Origin of the sequence: Vibrio sinaloensis (assembly GCF_023195835.1) — a bacterium.
GTDB classification, from domain to species: Bacteria; Pseudomonadota; Gammaproteobacteria; order Enterobacterales; family Vibrionaceae; genus Vibrio; species Vibrio sinaloensis_C.
The window spans coordinates 825,205-840,551 of record NZ_CP096200.1; the positions used below are offsets into that span (position 1 = coordinate 825,205).

15 protein-coding genes are annotated in these 15,347 nt (G+C 50.2%); 7 read left to right on the top strand and 8 right to left on the bottom strand.

What is annotated here, in order from left to right; all coding sequences use genetic code 11:
• Positions 1 to 33: 33 nt before the first annotated feature.
• The 3 genes from fhuB to MTO69_RS17250 are packed head-to-tail and all read right to left on the bottom strand — an operon-like array spanning position 34 to position 3,715.
• Positions 34 to 1,971 (bottom strand): Fe(3+)-hydroxamate ABC transporter permease FhuB, encoded by a 1,938-nt coding sequence (gene fhuB / locus MTO69_RS17240; protein ID WP_248335604.1) that lies wholly within the window; start codon positions 1,969 to 1,971, stop codon positions 34 to 36.
• Between the two features lie 59 nt (positions 1,972 to 2,030).
• Entirely contained in the window at positions 2,031 to 2,924 is an 894-nt protein-coding gene (locus tag MTO69_RS17245; protein ID WP_248334667.1) for an iron-siderophore ABC transporter substrate-binding protein, read from the bottom strand.
• A gap of 23 nt (positions 2,925 to 2,947) precedes the next feature.
• A complete protein-coding gene (locus MTO69_RS17250) occupies positions 2,948 to 3,715 on the bottom strand; it encodes an ABC transporter ATP-binding protein (RefSeq protein WP_248334668.1) in 768 nt (255 codons plus the stop codon).
• A gap of 148 nt (positions 3,716 to 3,863) precedes the next feature.
• Between MTO69_RS17250 and MTO69_RS17255 the strand changes: the two genes are divergently transcribed.
• The gene (locus MTO69_RS17255; RefSeq protein WP_248334669.1) at positions 3,864 to 5,063 is read left to right on the top strand and encodes an MFS transporter; all 1,200 of its coding nucleotides are present in this window, start codon (positions 3,864 to 3,866) and stop codon (positions 5,061 to 5,063) included.
• Here the strand turns inward: MTO69_RS17255 and MTO69_RS17260 are convergent.
• The 3 genes from MTO69_RS17260 to MTO69_RS17270 all read right to left on the bottom strand — a co-directional run bounded on the left by MTO69_RS17260 (position 5,060) and on the right by MTO69_RS17270 (position 8,085).
• Entirely contained in the window at positions 5,060 to 5,785 is a 726-nt protein-coding gene (locus MTO69_RS17260; RefSeq protein WP_248334670.1) for a siderophore ferric iron reductase, read from the bottom strand. The two genes, MTO69_RS17255 and MTO69_RS17260, sit on opposite strands and share 4 nt — an antisense overlap.
• A gap of 137 nt (positions 5,786 to 5,922) precedes the next feature.
• Positions 5,923 to 6,843 carry a DUF368 domain-containing protein gene (locus MTO69_RS17265; protein ID WP_248334671.1) on the bottom strand — a complete coding sequence of 307 codons (921 nt, stop codon included), beginning with the start codon at positions 6,841 to 6,843 and terminating at the stop codon, positions 5,923 to 5,925.
• 516 nt (positions 6,844 to 7,359) lie between these two features.
• The gene (locus tag MTO69_RS17270; RefSeq protein WP_248334672.1) at positions 7,360 to 8,085 is read right to left on the bottom strand and encodes a flagellar brake protein; all 726 of its coding nucleotides are present in this window, start codon (positions 8,083 to 8,085) and stop codon (positions 7,360 to 7,362) included.
• 170 nt (positions 8,086 to 8,255) lie between these two features.
• Here MTO69_RS17270 and MTO69_RS17275 point away from each other — a divergent pair, with 170 nt between their 5' ends.
• Together MTO69_RS17275 and MTO69_RS17280 are read left to right on the top strand one after the other, a co-directional pair.
• Entirely contained in the window at positions 8,256 to 8,534 is a 279-nt protein-coding gene (locus MTO69_RS17275; RefSeq protein ID WP_248334673.1) for a GNAT family N-acetyltransferase, read from the top strand.
• A 3-nt stretch (positions 8,535 to 8,537) separates the two neighbouring features.
• Complete coding sequence (locus tag MTO69_RS17280) at positions 8,538 to 9,503, top strand: phosphotransferase (protein ID WP_248334674.1); 966 nt, start codon at positions 8,538 to 8,540, stop codon at positions 9,501 to 9,503.
• A 25-nt stretch (positions 9,504 to 9,528) separates the two neighbouring features.
• On the opposite strand, the gene MTO69_RS17285 is transcribed toward MTO69_RS17280, so the two are convergent.
• The gene (locus tag MTO69_RS17285) at positions 9,529 to 10,020 is read right to left on the bottom strand and encodes a GNAT family N-acetyltransferase (protein ID WP_248334675.1); all 492 of its coding nucleotides are present in this window, start codon (positions 10,018 to 10,020) and stop codon (positions 9,529 to 9,531) included.
• A 203-nt stretch (positions 10,021 to 10,223) separates the two neighbouring features.
• On the opposite strand from MTO69_RS17285, the gene MTO69_RS17290 reads away from it, so the two are divergent.
• Positions 10,224 to 11,402 carry an MFS transporter gene (locus MTO69_RS17290; RefSeq protein ID WP_248334676.1) on the top strand — a complete coding sequence of 393 codons (1,179 nt, stop codon included), beginning with the start codon at positions 10,224 to 10,226 and terminating at the stop codon, positions 11,400 to 11,402.
• Positions 11,403 to 11,408: 6 nt separating this feature from the next.
• Positions 11,409 to 12,341 carry a Gfo/Idh/MocA family protein gene (locus MTO69_RS17295; protein WP_248334677.1) on the top strand — a complete coding sequence of 311 codons (933 nt, stop codon included), beginning with the start codon at positions 11,409 to 11,411 and terminating at the stop codon, positions 12,339 to 12,341.
• Here MTO69_RS17295 and MTO69_RS17300 read toward each other — a convergent pair.
• Complete coding sequence (locus tag MTO69_RS17300) at positions 12,330 to 13,280, bottom strand: LysR family transcriptional regulator (protein ID WP_248334678.1); 951 nt, start codon at positions 13,278 to 13,280, stop codon at positions 12,330 to 12,332. The two genes, MTO69_RS17295 and MTO69_RS17300, sit on opposite strands and share 12 nt — an antisense overlap.
• A gap of 98 nt (positions 13,281 to 13,378) precedes the next feature.
• Between MTO69_RS17300 and MTO69_RS17305 the strand changes: the two genes are divergently transcribed.
• A complete protein-coding gene (locus MTO69_RS17305; RefSeq protein WP_248334679.1) occupies positions 13,379 to 14,617 on the top strand; it encodes an argininosuccinate synthase-related protein in 1,239 nt (412 codons plus the stop codon).
• Positions 14,604 to 15,347: a 2OG-Fe dioxygenase family protein gene (locus tag MTO69_RS17310; RefSeq protein ID WP_248334680.1), complete on the top strand. Its 744-nt coding sequence runs from the start codon at positions 14,604 to 14,606 to the stop codon at positions 15,345 to 15,347. The genes MTO69_RS17305 and MTO69_RS17310 overlap by 14 nt, the downstream gene beginning before the upstream one ends.

A 15,347-nucleotide genomic window follows, 5' to 3' on the forward strand; every position in this document is an offset into this window, starting at 1 on the left:
GTGAACAGGTGTCACCTTCCAAATCTGGGCAGATCAGCGGCGCATCAGGTAGAGAAAATAGCCTCCGCCGAGCAGTGAGGCGAGCAATCCTGCTGGGAACTGCCACGGAAACCAGAGATTACGCCCTAGCCAATCGGCCAAGACCATCACCACAGCTCCAATCAATGCAGCGGTGAGCATTTGTGCTTGGGGGCGGTACTGGTGTAGTGAGCGTGCCATATGCGGGGCGAGTAAACCGATAAAACTCAAAGGACCTATGACTATGGTGCACAGTGTTGTTAACGTCGCAACCAGTAGCAGTAGCACCAAACGAACTTTAGCGGCACTCAGCCCTAGGCTGCCCGCCGTCACTTCACCAAGCTCGATGATCGCCACCCAACGTTGCAGGCTTAAGGCGAGTGCACCTATGAGGGTGACACCAGCCATCAGCAACACATTATCGGACTGCGCGACTAAATAGGTTGAGCCAGAGAGCCAAGTCAGCAGCGAGGTGGCGTTGTCTTGTCCTGAGCTCAGAGCGATGCGTAGCAAAGCGTCGAGCCCTGCGCTCAAGGCGATGCCTGTTAGCAGGGTTTGCCCGGGAGCAAACTGATGTTTGCGCCCGATCCACCAGATTAATAGGGTGACCGATAGCGCGCCAGCGGTCCCCAGCAGCATTTGCTGCTCGCGCTCAACAGCAACCCCGAGCAAACTTCCAAGCACTAAAGCCAGGGCTGCGCCAGAGCTGAGACCAAGTACTTCTGGGCTGGCCATTGGGTTGTTCGAGACGCGTTGGATCAGGCTCCCAGCAAACGCTAACCCCACCCCGGCTAATAGCGCCGCCATTACTCTGGGTAAACGCAGTTGCAACAGTTGCGGATCTAAGGTCAGCTGCCAACCATGTTGACCTTGGCCAACCGCTAGCGCGATAAAACTGCATAGCAGTAAAAGTGTCGCCATCGCCCCGTAGACGTGTCTTGTCCTGACGTGACGATACTGTCCAACCTGTTGCTCGCGAGAGCGCAATTCCGATGGAAGCTTAGTTCTTTGTAGCAGCCACAGCAAAAATGGCGAGCCAATGAGTGCGGTCATTGCCCCTGTGGGTAGCAACTCCCCTCCAACTCCAGACAGAGGCTGAACCACGAGGTCCACCGTCAGTAGCATCAGTGCGCCAATTGTCCCGCTAGCAACAAGCTGCAGCGACAGAGTTCTATAGCCAATTAACCTTGCAACCGCAGGGGCGACAATGCCAATAAAGCCAATCAATCCCACTTCGCTGACCACAGCCGCGGTGATAAAAATCGCCAAACTCAAGCACAGCAATTTGATTTGCTTGATGTTCACCCCTAGAGACGCAGCAACATTATCGCCAAATTGCAAGGTGGACAGCGGTCGTTGTAAAAGCAGCAACATTAGCGTTGGCACAGTAACGAGTGGCAGCAGCAGCGAGGCACTGTCCCAGCCGTTCTGGTTAAGCGCGCCACTGCCCCAAACAAAGACGCTGGTTAACTTTTGCTCATGCAGCATGACCAACATGGTCGTGAGTGAGCCAATAAACAGGCTCATGACCATGCCAGCCAACAGCATCGGTAGTGGCGCGAAGCCGCGATTGGCACTGAGGATAAAAACCAACGCCGTGGTTACGCTGCCACCGATAAAAGCAGGCACAAACCCTGGTAGCAGCCACTCTGAGGGAACAAACAGTAAGCCAAGGACCATCCCAAGCTCGGCGCCCGACGCGACACCTAAGGTGGTGGGCGAAGCGATGGGGTTGCGCAGCACGAACTGCATTACGCAACCTGCCACAGCTAAAGCAAACCCGCACAGTAGGGCAACAGCCAGTCTCGGCAAATAGGTGAGATGAGTGATTAGGTGTTGATAGTTGCTTGAGTCAAAGTGCCACAGTGTCTCCCATACCAGCGCCATACCTTGCGAGTAGGGCGCGGTGTATTGGATCAAAACAGCAATCACACTCAGCAGCACTATTGCCATCCACCAAGGTGTGGTTTGTGATTTTTGTGGCTGTTTGAGGCGCAAAGCGTTGCTGTTCATTATTTCGGCGTCGTCAACTGCTGGGTGATGTGATCACTAAAGCGCTGTGCGGCGATAAGCCCACCAAATGTCCAGATGGCCGGTAGCTCGTACACATCATCGCGGCGAGTGAACGCCATTGCCTGCCACAATGGCGAAGCCTGTAAGCTTTGACGCTGCTCCGCTTTTAATGGGCCAAACAGCAGCACTTTACTCTGCTGGTGCTCAGCGAGTTTTTCGACACCTGTGGTGGTAAATCCCCACAAGTTGGTTGGCTGTTGCCAATCGTTGCTGAGCCCCATCGCCTTGATAGTGGCATCGGCCAAAGAGCCTTGACTGTGTACCCTCAACGTTTTGTCATTGATAAAACGCGCGAACAGTAAGCCGTTAACCTCGCCATGCGCTCGCACTTGCTCGCCATTTTCTTTCAGCACTTGCTCAGTTTGCTCTATCACTTGTTGCGCTTGGCGCTCTTTACCAAATAGGGTCCCGAGTTTACGTGTGATGGTTTGCGCAGAGCGCAGAGGCTGTTTGTCTTGGTTGTAGACAGTAAACACCAACACAGGTGCGACACCACTCAGTGTCTCGTAAGCCGCCGCCATATGCTGGCTGATCAAAATGACATCGGGCTTTAATTGGCTCAATAGTTCTATGTTCGGTTCGCGTCTGGAGCCCACATTGGTCGTATTTGGGCTGAGCGAGGGCTCTACCACCCATTGTTGATAACCATTAACGTCGGCGACGCCTTGCAGTTCAACCCCTAGGCTTAACACCGTTTCCGTTAGGGCCCAGTCCAATGTGACCACCTTTTTCGGCGTTGTTTCAAAGGAAGCGACGCCCATTTCGTGTTCGATATCAACGGCAAATACCGGTAAAGCGAGAAGAGACAGTGAGAGTAACAGTAGTGTTTTCACAACAGAGTCCTTTTAGGTGCGATTTAAGGGATGTAGCTGATGGGTTGACCCGTTTGCGGATGAGGAAACAGCGCGAGTTCCATCCCATAGATTTGGCTCAAGGTGTCGCGGGTCATGAGTTGTTCCGGCGTGCCTTGCGCAATCACTTGGCCAGAATGCAGCGCAACCAGATGGTCACTGAATTTAGCCGCCATATTGACGTCGTGGAGCACCATGATCACCGTTAGATTTAAGCTGTGGTTCAACTCTTGAATCAGAGACAGCAGCTCATATTGATGGGCGACGTCCAGCGCTGAAGTGGGTTCATCGAGCAATAAGGTCTGGCTTTGTTGAGCAACCAGCATGGCCACCCATGCGCGCTGGCGTTCGCCGCCAGAGAGTGTCGCGACGAAGCGGTCACTCAATCGACTTAAGCCCACTTTTTCAATCGCTTGGTCAACGATCGCGTAATCTTTGTCGGTATAGCGTCCAAACGCGCCTTTCCATGGGTAGCGACCGAAGCAGACCAGCTCGCGGACGGTGACCCCATCGGTCATCGGTGGGTGCTGAGGCAAATACGCCACTTGATGAGCGAACTCGCTATGACTCATGGCCTCAACAGGTTGTTGCTGGTACAGCACTTGGCCGCTGGTAGGGCGGTGTTGCCTACTCAACAGTTTGATCAGTGTCGATTTACCACAGCCGTTATGTCCAAGTAATGTGGTGATTTTTTTGGCAGCGAACTCGAGGCTGGTGGTGGAGAGGATCGGCTTGTCATCAATAGCGAATGAAGCGTCGATGAGTCGGAACATAGTGCAATATGAAGTTGAGTTAAGAGTCACGATTGGTTAATGTTATCACAACAAAATAACAATGATAATTATTTTCATTATCAACATTTCTATTACTAATCGGGATGCTTGGGCTGGCGTGAGTCAGTTGTATCTAGCGTTTGTGCTTATGCTTACAATAAAAAAACACTCTTCTCAGTTGGCCGTGATTGCGTTGGCGGCTGCATTAATGGGTATTGGTCAGAATGGTTTATTGGTTTCGTTGCCATTTTTGGTCGAACAGTCTGCGTTTGATCTGCCTACTTGGTCTATTTTGATTGCCCTCGGAAGCTTACTGTTTCTGCCCTCTGCCCCCTTTTGGGGGCGCGTTAGCGATAAACACGGCCCCAAGCGAGTCGTGATTCAAGCTTTGGCTGGGATGGCGCTGAGCTTTGGTTTACTGGCGCTGTTTGCCATTGTCAGTCGTGATAACCAGTTAGGATACGTGCCGTGCTTGATGGGTTTGGTGGTGGCGCGAATCATCTATGGCTGCACGGTATCTGGCATGGTTCCGGCCAGCCAACACTGGGCGATTGTGCTGTGTGGCGAGCAACATCGATTGCAAGCGATTACCTCGGTGAGCATGGGCTTAAGTGTTGGTCGGTTGCTCGGCCCATTGGTCTCGATAGTGGCGCTAAAAGCCTCGCCGTTTGCGCCTTTAGTGACCATGGTACTGCTGCCGTTGATAGCGCTGCTCGGTGCGGGATTGCTGCCTGCGCCGGCCACAGCTGTGGCAAAAAAGGGCCAAGATGCGGCACTGCCTTGGTTACCTGGACCTCGCCTGTGGCGCTATTTATTGAGTGGTTTACTGCTGTGTGCGGTTATTGCTCTGCTGCAATATAGCTTCTCACCGTTGATCGGCTCGATCACCGCTTGGTCAACCAGCCAAATCAGTGATGCGATCGGCGTGCTGCTCACGGTGAGCGCAGCCTGTACCTTTATTACCCAGTTGTTGGTCATTAAGAAAAAACGCCTATCGCCCGAGCGTATGTATCGAATCGGCTCAGTACTGTTGCTGTTGGGACTCGCCCTATTTTTGCTGGATGTGATTTGGGTATTGTTAGTCGCCATGAGCTTAGCAGCTATTGGAGCGGCGCTGCTGGTGCCAGCCTACACATCGGCAGCCACAGCCCAGTACCCGGATGCATCGGGCGCGGTGGCGGGATATATCGCGATGTCGCACACCTTGGGCTACGGGCTCGCGTCTCTGCTGGCATTTAGCGCTACCTTATCGCCACAATACCCTATCTATCTGTGTGTGTTGTTTGCCTTGCTGATCGTGCTGACTGCCTATATCGCCCATTCGAAAGCGGTCGTGGTGCAAACCTAGAGTTTGTTGTCGGGGTGACGAGGGCAATCTCGGCAGAAGCTGCGCCCCTCACATTTATAGACCAAACAGCAACTGGTGCGAACCAAAGTGAGCGAGTGAGTGTTGTTATCGTAGTGCAGTGACTGCAACAGTTTCTCGGGTAAATTACACGCGCTCAGCCACCACTTGGCATGTTGCAGCAGATAATCGCCCGCCAAGTTGGGATAGAACTGGTGCAGTTTCACCATGCAACCCAGTATGCCATCAGCGAATAGGTGCTGAGTAAACCCAGGTCGAATTCGAGTCCACTGCGCCATTTGCTCGCGATATTCATCAAACATGGCCACCAACTGTTGACCCGCTTGAACAATCAGCTGCTGGGGCTCGCCTTGTATGTAGTGCAGCGAACCAAAGTGAAAACCACTGATGAATCTAGGTTGAACACTCTGCACCATGCTCGAGAGCATTGGTAAGCCGCGACAGGCGTAAATCGAGACAAAGGCGACATAAATGGGTTGCCAGCACAGTAAGGTCCACGTGCGAGTTAACCAATACGCGGGACCCGCTTCAGGGTGAGCCTCTTTAAGCTCTCGATACAGAGCTTGAATCACCTCGGCGCTAGGTTGACCAGGTTGCACAATCGGTGCGGTGATCTCTGAGTTCTCAGTGGTTTGACCGTCGAGATATGGCGTGACTTTCCGTGCGTGATCAAAAAGGGTGTCGAAAAAAACATGCTCAGTCATGGTGGGTGGAAGGAGAGAGAAATTAATCGCCTCAGCTTAAATAAAATAACTTACATGTGCAATTAATTCTCATTTGTATTTATAGAGAGAAAAAAGCGACCATCAAGGTCGCTAAGTTGATCTCGGTGCTGACTGGGTTAGATATCGCGCTGCTCGGCGAACTTTTCGAGCCCGAGTACCAGCACGATGGCAAACAGCATACAGAGGATTGCCATGCCAAGTTGTGATGACTGCGAGGTGACCGCTTCAAAATCGAACGGGGTAAGATTGTGCTCAACCAAAGGGACTTGCTCGCCTTTCGAGTTGGTTCGCCAGCTGATGGTCTCTTTCCACGGCCAGATTTTGGGTAGTGTGCCAAGCATCAGACCAGTCAAAAATACTAAAGTTAGATCGCGAAAGTGCTTTAGCAGCCAAGAGAGCACATGTGAGAAGCTCAATAAGCCTGCAACGCAGCCCGTTAGGAAAAGCGCCAACACTTGGATGTCGAATGACTTCACTGCGCCAAGCACGGGCGCGTACATGCCAATCAGCAGCAGAATAAAACTGCCAGAAATACCGGGTAAGATCATCGCACAAATGGCGATAGCGCCAGCAAACAGCACATTGATGCTCGTAGGCTCAAGTTGCAGTGGGTTGAGTATGGTGATGGTGTACGCAAAACCAACGCCTAGGGCGAGCAATATTGCTCGGCTGACGCTACGTTGCTCGATTTGCTTCAGCATATGAAACACAGAGACCAAGATCAGGCCGAAGAAAAATGACCACAGCGGGATCGGGTGCGTCACCAATAACCAAGAAATCAGCTTAGCGAGTGTGGCAATACTGGTGAAAACACCGCCGAACAGGGCAATCAGAAACCAGCCATTGATATGTTCAAACGCCGCTTTAAACCCTTGGCGTTTCCAGATTCCCAGTACGCTTGGGTTAATTCGACGAATACTTTCCAGCAAAGTGTCGTAAATACCGGTGATGAACGCGATCGTACCGCCAGATACACCAGGAACCACATCTGCGGCTCCCATCGCCATACCTTTCAGAAATGTAGACAAATAATTCATAGTCAATTAATGCGAAAAATGAGTGCAGTGAGTATATCGATTCTGCACACAAAAAAGTATCGCCAAATCAACGTTGATAGAAGTGTTTATAGGAATGTAGTTTCTTATATATTTGCAATTGTTTGCAAAATGCAATTTTCATATTGCATTTTAAGATAAGTTTTTGCTTAAATAATGCGGCTCACCACAAATAAACCCTACTTTTTGTAGTTGGCACGCAATCTGCATTGTTTAAATCGACCCTTCTTAAGCCGAGGGTCACCTAGCCAACTGACGTTGTTAGTGAATGCGATTTGTTCACACTATATATAAGCCAAATGCACTATTGCGTTTGGCTCTTTTTTTATCTGCGTAATGTGATTCAATGAACACTGTCGCGTTTGATTGGCGCTTATTTCCCTTGCTTTCACTATTCAGAAACGATCGCTTCTTTATCGAATCGCTGATCAGGCCGGCTTGAACGGACAAAAAAACGCCCGGCACAACTACCGGGCGTGGTTCACTCAAATTGAAATTCTATCTCAGTGTCAGCTTAGTGCCGTTAAACTTAAGGTGGCCGAGTAATACTTTGGCGTTGTTTTTACCTCCGTCAGTGAAGGCCACACCGTATCTCGCATAATGCATTGAGCGCTGCAGGTTACAGATTTTGCCAAACAGAGGCTCAAACTGGGTGCCTTTCAGGGTATTGAGTTGCACTTGCAATGCTATCTCTTCCCCGACCTGGAAAGGGCGGCTTAACGGCGCAGTAATAAAACGGCACCCGCCTTTGGATAGGTCACGGATTTCACAGTCCAGTCGGTGGCTTTCTGCCACGACTTTGGCGGATAAGTTGACATCAAAACGCGGCTCTTTGCGCAGTTGGGTCACTTGCATGGTTTGTGGAACCGACAAAGCGACAATCGGCAGCGGTGAAGTCAACACATGCTGCAATTGACCTCTGAAATGGATAACCGCCCCTTCACCGCGAGGCGAAATTGCGCGCACCGTGGCCCAAAACCCTTCTTGAAAGAAATACTCTAGGTCATCATCTGAAATTTTGGGCAATTCGGCGAGCACCACATTATTTGAGTGGGTGCCAATAAAAGACGTTTTACAGCGGAACGTGGTGCCGACCGGGGTTGAAATCCCTATCGTGAGTTCTCCGCCATGTTCGACCATTGCCAAGGCATCTGTGCTGTTGAGCACAGAGACACTGCGCTCCGCGTGCTGCTGATCGTTTCTTGCTACCGCCTGGGTATTCATCTAGCCTCCGTTGCGCCCACCGTGTTATTGTTTTGTTGGTGGGTAAAAATATTGCGTCCGGATGACAATTGAACACCTCGGATCTCTCTAATTCTATGTTTGGATTATTTATTGTTCAAACATCAATTTACCTGATTAGTTTGAACTTGTTAGCATTTTTGGGAGTCGGTATGTCAAATACGGTTGTTCTCGATCAACAAAACAGTCAGTTTCGTGTGCATTTGGAAGATCAGCATTACGCAACTGTGACCTATGTTGTGAAAGGTGATGTGTATGTGATCACCGCAACCCATGTCCCTGAAGCCTTGCGAGGACGAGGTTTTGGCAAGGTGATGATGGAAGCGCTGCTGGCAGAGCTGGAAAACATGCAGGTTAAAGTTGAGCCCGTGTGCAGCTACGTGGTGCACTATCTTGAGCGTCACCCTGAGTGGGCGCACCTCAAGGCATAGTAAATGACCAACCCATATCAACCGCTTTTCACTCAGTTAGGCTTGGGCGAGATTGATTCCGTTGAAACGCTGCAAGTGCTGTGGAGTGGCTACGGTGAGTTGGTTCGGCTAAAGGCTGGCGACACCAGTGTTATCGTCAAACATATTCAACTGCCTACCCAACAGGCCCACCCTAGAGGTTGGAACACGCCTCTTTCCCATCAGCGTAAGTGGCGTTCTTATCAAGTTGAGTTAAATTGGTATGACGACCATGCCCATCATTGCCGCGCTCGAGTGCCGAAAAAGCATTACTTACAAGTGCAACAGGACCAATTTCTTTTGCTGATGGAAGATCTCCAACTGGCTGGATACAGTCAGGTAGTGAGTACGCCAAAGCGAAATCACATCAGCGCGTGCCTGCACTGGCTGGCACAATTTCATGCGCAACATATTGGCAGTGAGGGGCGAGGGCTTTGGCCGACAGGGAGTTATTGGCACCTTGAAACGCGGCCGGACGAATATCATGCGCTGCAAGACATCGCGTTGAAACAGAGTGCCGACAAACTTGATCGAGTATTGTCACAAGCGCCTTATCAAACCCTGATCCATGGCGATGCTAAGTTGGCTAACTTCTGCTTTACCCCTGATGGCAACCATGCCGCTGCGGTCGACTTTCAATACGTGGGTCGAGGCTGTGCAATGAAAGATGTCGCTCTGTTTATCAGTAGCGCCGTGGCCCCGCAGGATTGTGCCGCTATGGAAAGTGAGTTATTAAATGAGTACTTTTCACACCTTAAAGGTGCGTTAAATGAGAGTCAGCCGTCGCTGTGCCCAACGGAGGTGGAGCAAGCATGGCGGCCGCTATTCGCGATCGCCTGGGCAGATTTTCAGCGTTTCGTTAAAGGCTGGAACCCTGGGCATTGGAAGATCAATGAGTATACCGAGAGCTTAACCGCGCGTGCGCTGCAAGAGTTAAAGGCGTACCCCTAGATACTTGTAGGTACACCTAGCCGGTTTAGGGTTTGATTCTGGCCATGTAGTAGGTATTGATGTACTCGCCGTCTCGATAGGAACCAAACTTAGCTTCGCCCTCTATCTCAAAGCCAAACTTCTTATAGCAAGCGATGGCTTTCTCGTTGTCACTGTTGACCTCTATTTGCACCCGTTTTACTTGCAGCCAGTTATCAGCCAAATCGAGCACCGTTGCAATCAATTTGCTGCCAATACCCATCCCATGAAAATCATCATGCACACCTAAGCCAAAGCTGGCGCAATGGGAGGTGCGCGGTCGCTGTGAATGCTCGAAACCGATATTACCGACGACTCGCCCCTCCACTTCGGCGACAAACGTGTAGACGCCTTCAGGTATGTTCTCCAATCGTTTGGTCCACATCGCCAGTGATGGTTTAGGCAGTTGTAGTGTTTCCCGTTGTGCTTTGGGCTGGGAGTAGATATCAGCCAATGCAGCGGCATCACTGATTTGAGTCGGACGTATTATTATTTCCATATTATTGCCTTAACGACGGGTTGAACATTTTTCCAACATAACCAGTTTTGTTAAATAGTTAAAGTCTTGTTTTCAATAAAATTATCTCATGGTGGTTTTGCTGCGAGTTAAGGTTGCTGGCGGGTAGGACAACCGCAACAAAATGTTTGTTTGTTGCCAGTTTGCGCTTTACTCTAAGTGAGTTGTTGGATAAGGAAGTCTGCATGAATCACGCTGCGAGCTGGAAAACTCCCCAAAACTTTCTATTGGTTATCTCCATCGTCGTCCCCATTGCTTTTTCAAGTTGGATGGCGCTGCTCAATAACTTTGTGATTGAAAAAGCCAACTTTGATGGCTCGGATATTGGTTTGCTGCAAAGTGTCCGCGAGATCCCGGGCTTTCTCGCCTTTACCGCTGTGTTTGTGCTGGTGTTTATTCGCGAGCAGAGATTTATGTTGCTCTCGTTGGCGGCACTTACTTTGGGGACAGCCATTACCGGATTCTTCCCAAGCCTTATTGGTCTGCTGCTGACGACCCTGTTGATGTCGTCGGGTTTTCACTATTTCGAAACCCTTAAGCAGTCATTATCTTTGCAGTGGTTGAGCAAGGATGAAGCGCCAGAAATGTTGGGCAAAATGATTTCGGTGGGCGCGCTGGCATCATTAGTGACCTATGCCGCATTGTGGTTTTGCCTAGAGGTGCTACAACTCGAGTTTAAGTGGGTCTACTTAGTTTTTGGTGGTATCGGCTTTGCCCTAGTGGCGTGGATGAGTTTGAGCTTTCCTCAGTTTCAGACTGAAGTGACACAAAATAAGAAGCTGGTTTTGCGTAAGCGTTACTGGCTCTACTATGCGCTGACGTTTATGAGTGGCGCGCGCCGACAAATCTTTACCGTGTTTGCCGGATTTTTAATGGTCGAGAAGTTTGGTTACTCGGCGGCAGACGTCACCTTACTATTTTTAATCAACTACTTATTCAACTTTCTGTTCGCTAAGCGTATTGGCCGCTTTATTGGTCAGGTGGGTGAGCGCAAAGCGCTGATGTTTGAGTACACTGGTTTAATCGCGGTGTTTGTTGGCTACGCGGTGGTCGAAACCGCGCAGTGGGCGGCGATCTTGTATGTGGTTGATCATCTGTTTTTTGCTTTGGCGCTTGCGATCAAAACCTATTTTCAAAAAATTGCCGATCCGGCGGATATGGCCTCGACGGCTGGCGTCTCGTTTACCATCAATCATATCGCCGCGGTGTTTATTCCAGTTACGTTTGGCTTTATTTGGTTGGTATCGCCCGCAGCGGTGTTTTTTATCGGTGCTGGCATGGCCTTGATTTCATTTGTACTATCACTGAACATCCCTCGCTTGCCTGAAGCGGGGAACGAGGTTCGAGTATTAAGATGGAGCTAACCTGATATGAAAATCGCAATAATTGGTCTGGGTGATATCGCACAAAAAGCTTACTTACCTGTGATAACCCAATGGCCAGGGGTTGAGTTGATTTTTTGCACGCGCAACGCGGAGGTTTTGGCTCAGTTGACCCAAAAGCATCGAGTAGCGCAATCTTGCCAAGACTACCGAGACGTTATCGCTTTTCAGCCCGACGCGGTCATGATTCATGCCGCCACCGCGGTTCACCATCAGGTTGCCAGCTATTTTCTCACCCAAGGCGTAGCAACCTTTGTCGACAAGCCACTGGCGGGAAGCGCTGAGCAGGTCGACGCATTGTATGAACTGGCTGAAAAACATCAGCAACCGCTCTACGTTGGCTTTAACCGTCGCCATATACCGCTTTATAATCAGCACCTGCCAGAGCTTGCTTTGGCGCAGCCTGGCAAACTGACCTCGCTACGCTGGGAAAAACACCGTTTGAATCTACCGGGTGATATTCGCACCTTTGTGTTCGATGATTTCATCCACCCGCTTGACAGTATTAACCTAGATTGTCGTGCCACCCTAGAAGGGGCTTACATCACCGAGCAGTTTGCTGGCGAGCAGCTTGCGCGACTGGATATCCAGTGGCAGGCGGGTCAAACATTGCTTCATGCATCCATGAACCGTCAGTTCGGTATCACCAAAGAGCGAGTGAGTGCGACTTATACCAATCAGGCCTTTGAGTTTGACTCTTTCTATCAAGGCCAGTTTTGGAGTGAGGGAGAAAACCGCACGCTGGCGCTAAAAGACTGGACGCCAATGCTGGCTAGCAAAGGCTTTGAGGCGATGATAAGTGATTGGCTGTCGGTGGTGGAGCAAGGAAAAGTGCCAAGCGAGGTTGTGGCGCGCAATATTGCTACTCATCAGTTGGCAGAGCAGTTAGTAGCACACCTTGAGGCGCAGCTATCGCGTTAGCCCCAGAAGCCCAGTATCGCTTGAAGCGTCTTGAACAAACCTTTGTTGTAAGTATTCAACAAAGGTTTTTATTTGCCCCGGAATAAATTTCGACTGCGCATACTGGGCGACAATCGTGCCTTGGTATTTGCCTCCGACGTGCCAATCTGGCAGCACTTCAATCACCTGTTTGGAGGCGATGTAGGATTGAATCGCAAACTCAGGAAACACCGAAATTCCTTTGCCTCGGATCACGGCCTCGCGGCGGATCTCACTGTGGTTGACGGTAAACGAGCCGTTCACATTGACCGACACCCTTTTGGCATTGTTGGTAAAGTCCCAGATTCGGTCACGCGGATTTTCTCCCAAACATAAACAGTTATGCTGAGCGATATCTTCAGGGTGAGTCGGCACGCCATGTTGCTGCAGATAGTTGGGGCTGGCACACAGCACTAAGCGGCAGTTTGCTAATGGCTTGGCAATCAAACCCTCAGTGGGTTTTTCGGTAATATGGATAATCACATCGACTTCATCACCAATCGGGTCAATGTAGTGGTCCGCAACTTTCAATTGCAGCGCGACGCTGGGGTAGAGGTCAATAAAGTCGAGCACCATTGGCATCAATACTTGGCGTGATAGCGCTTTAGGCGCCGCGACTCTCAGCGAGCCTGAGACCTCACTCTTATCGGCTTGAGCCGCAGAAACTGCGAGCTTGGCCGAATTCATCATATCGCTACACAAGCTGTAAACCTCTTGGCCTGTGGTGCTCAAGCGCATTTGCCGTGTCGTTCGCTCCAAAAGTTTTTCTTGCAACGCATTTTCTAATCGGGTGACGGAACGACTCACCGATGAGGGGGAGACACCGAGTTTTTGCGCCGTTTTAGAAAAGCTGCCTGACTCGACCACGTTCACGAAGATCGCCATCTCCGACAGCAGTGGAATAAGTTTATTTGTGTCCATGGTGCAAAAATCCTTTGCGATATCGCTATATTGTTTCACTTAAGTTACGGATGGATACTAAATATGTCAATGAATGACAAAGTGATGGAAAGGACATCGTGAAAAAAATAAGAAGTATTGAAGATATTCAAACGATCTCAACGGCAGTAAATCATGTATTGACCCTTTTTAGTGGTGGTTTAGATAGCAGTTATTTGCTGGAGCTCCTTAAAGAGAGCGACGTGAAAGTGACCGCTCTGGTGGTTGACCTCGGTGAAGGCATTGACCGAGCCAACCTCGAACTCATCACTAACCATTATGGCGTAGACCTGCTGGTGTTAGATGCTCAGCAAGAGTTTGTTGAACACAGTGTCGTCTCTGCTATCCAGTCACAGGCGCTCTATCTCGGCGACTATCCGGTCAGCTCTTCTTTATCAAGGCCAATCATTGCCAGCAAAGCGGTAGAAGTGGCGCAGCAGCTCGGCTGCGATGCCATCATCCATACCGCGAACCAATCGCAAAATAGTCTCAGAAGGCTAAACGGCGCGATTGAGGCAAGCGGTTATCAAGGCTACTACGGCTCTCCGTATGAATACTCGGCGCTGAGTCGCGAGGAGAAAGCCAATGCGCTGTTTCACTCAGGCTTGGTTGGATTCAAATCACGTTCGGTGAGCGGTGATGCCAACCTGTGGTGCCGCGAGTTCGAATCGGGCGTATTAGACGATCCAGAAGGGTTCAACTTATCCGAATCACTGTTTACCTGGTCGCGTTGGCAGCCTGAGCAACAGCTCGAACAGCACCAAATTAAAATAGGATTTCGTAAGGGGTATCCGGTCACCATTAATGACTTACCGATAAACCTTAGGGAAATGATTGCTTTCATTAACAACCACGTTGGCGCGTATGAAATTGGTCGTTACGTCGGTTTCGACCATTTAGATGACGATGAGAAAGTATTAGAGGTGCGCGAAGCACCCGCTGCTCACATCCTCATGAAAGCATATAAGTTGCTGGAAACAGCAACCTTACCCACAGATGTACTCAAAGCTAAATCGATGCAAAACGAGATGTGGACCCAAGAGGCGGTCGAAGGCCGTTGGGGAAGCCCGTTGCAAAGTGCCAGTTATGCGTTCATCGCTCACACTGCCGAGTCTATCTCTGGCAGTGTTCTTTTCAAACTATCACGCGGTCAGGCGTTGGCGACCAGCATTGTCGCCAGTAACGCTCGATATCTGCGTGATAGAGACAACTGGGAAGTCGACATTGCACACCAGCGCAGTCGCCGCTCAATAGAACTGACATCTTCAGTTCAACAGTGCGATCACAACACGGAGGCCACCTCTGATGGACATCATTAAAAATCCTCGCGAAAAACATGCGTCGGTGGTCGCCAACTTGCTCAACCAAAACGACTACGTGTTCGTCAGTGGTAAGCAGATGACCAGCATGCTGTCGACCAATGTCGATGAAGTGGTGCGTTTTATGAGCTGCTGGGGCCAACTTGAACGAGACCGATACATGGCTGATGGTGGTGGTTACCGCTACCGACGTTACGGTCAGTTCAACAAGCTAAAGAATACTCGCCAGCTAGTGATGTTGCCTCATGAACCGTATGTGCAGCCTGCTTCAGTCAACCCGCTCAACGGAGACGTTGAGCGCCATTTCGAGCCGCTGACTGACCGTTTTACCCTATCGCCGATCTTAGAAAAATTACTGCTGATGATGAGTGATATTTACGACGCGGCCCAAGGAGAGGGGACCGATTGGAATATCCGACTTCATCCATATCGAATTATTGCCGATGAGCTTGAACAAGGGAAACCCACCCCCGAAGGTCTGCATCGAGATGGGGTGACCTATATCGCTTCGATGCTGATTAGCCGCACCAATATCACTGGTGGAGAAACGGTGATTACCGATGATAAACGAAATGTGTTGGAGCGACTGACACTAGAAAAAACTTTTGACATGGTGATGGCTGACGACCTGGCAACAATGCATGAAGTGTCAGCTATTTCACCGATTTGCAACGATAAATGCGCGTATAGGGATGTACTCGTAATCGCTTTTACCAAGATGGAGGAATAG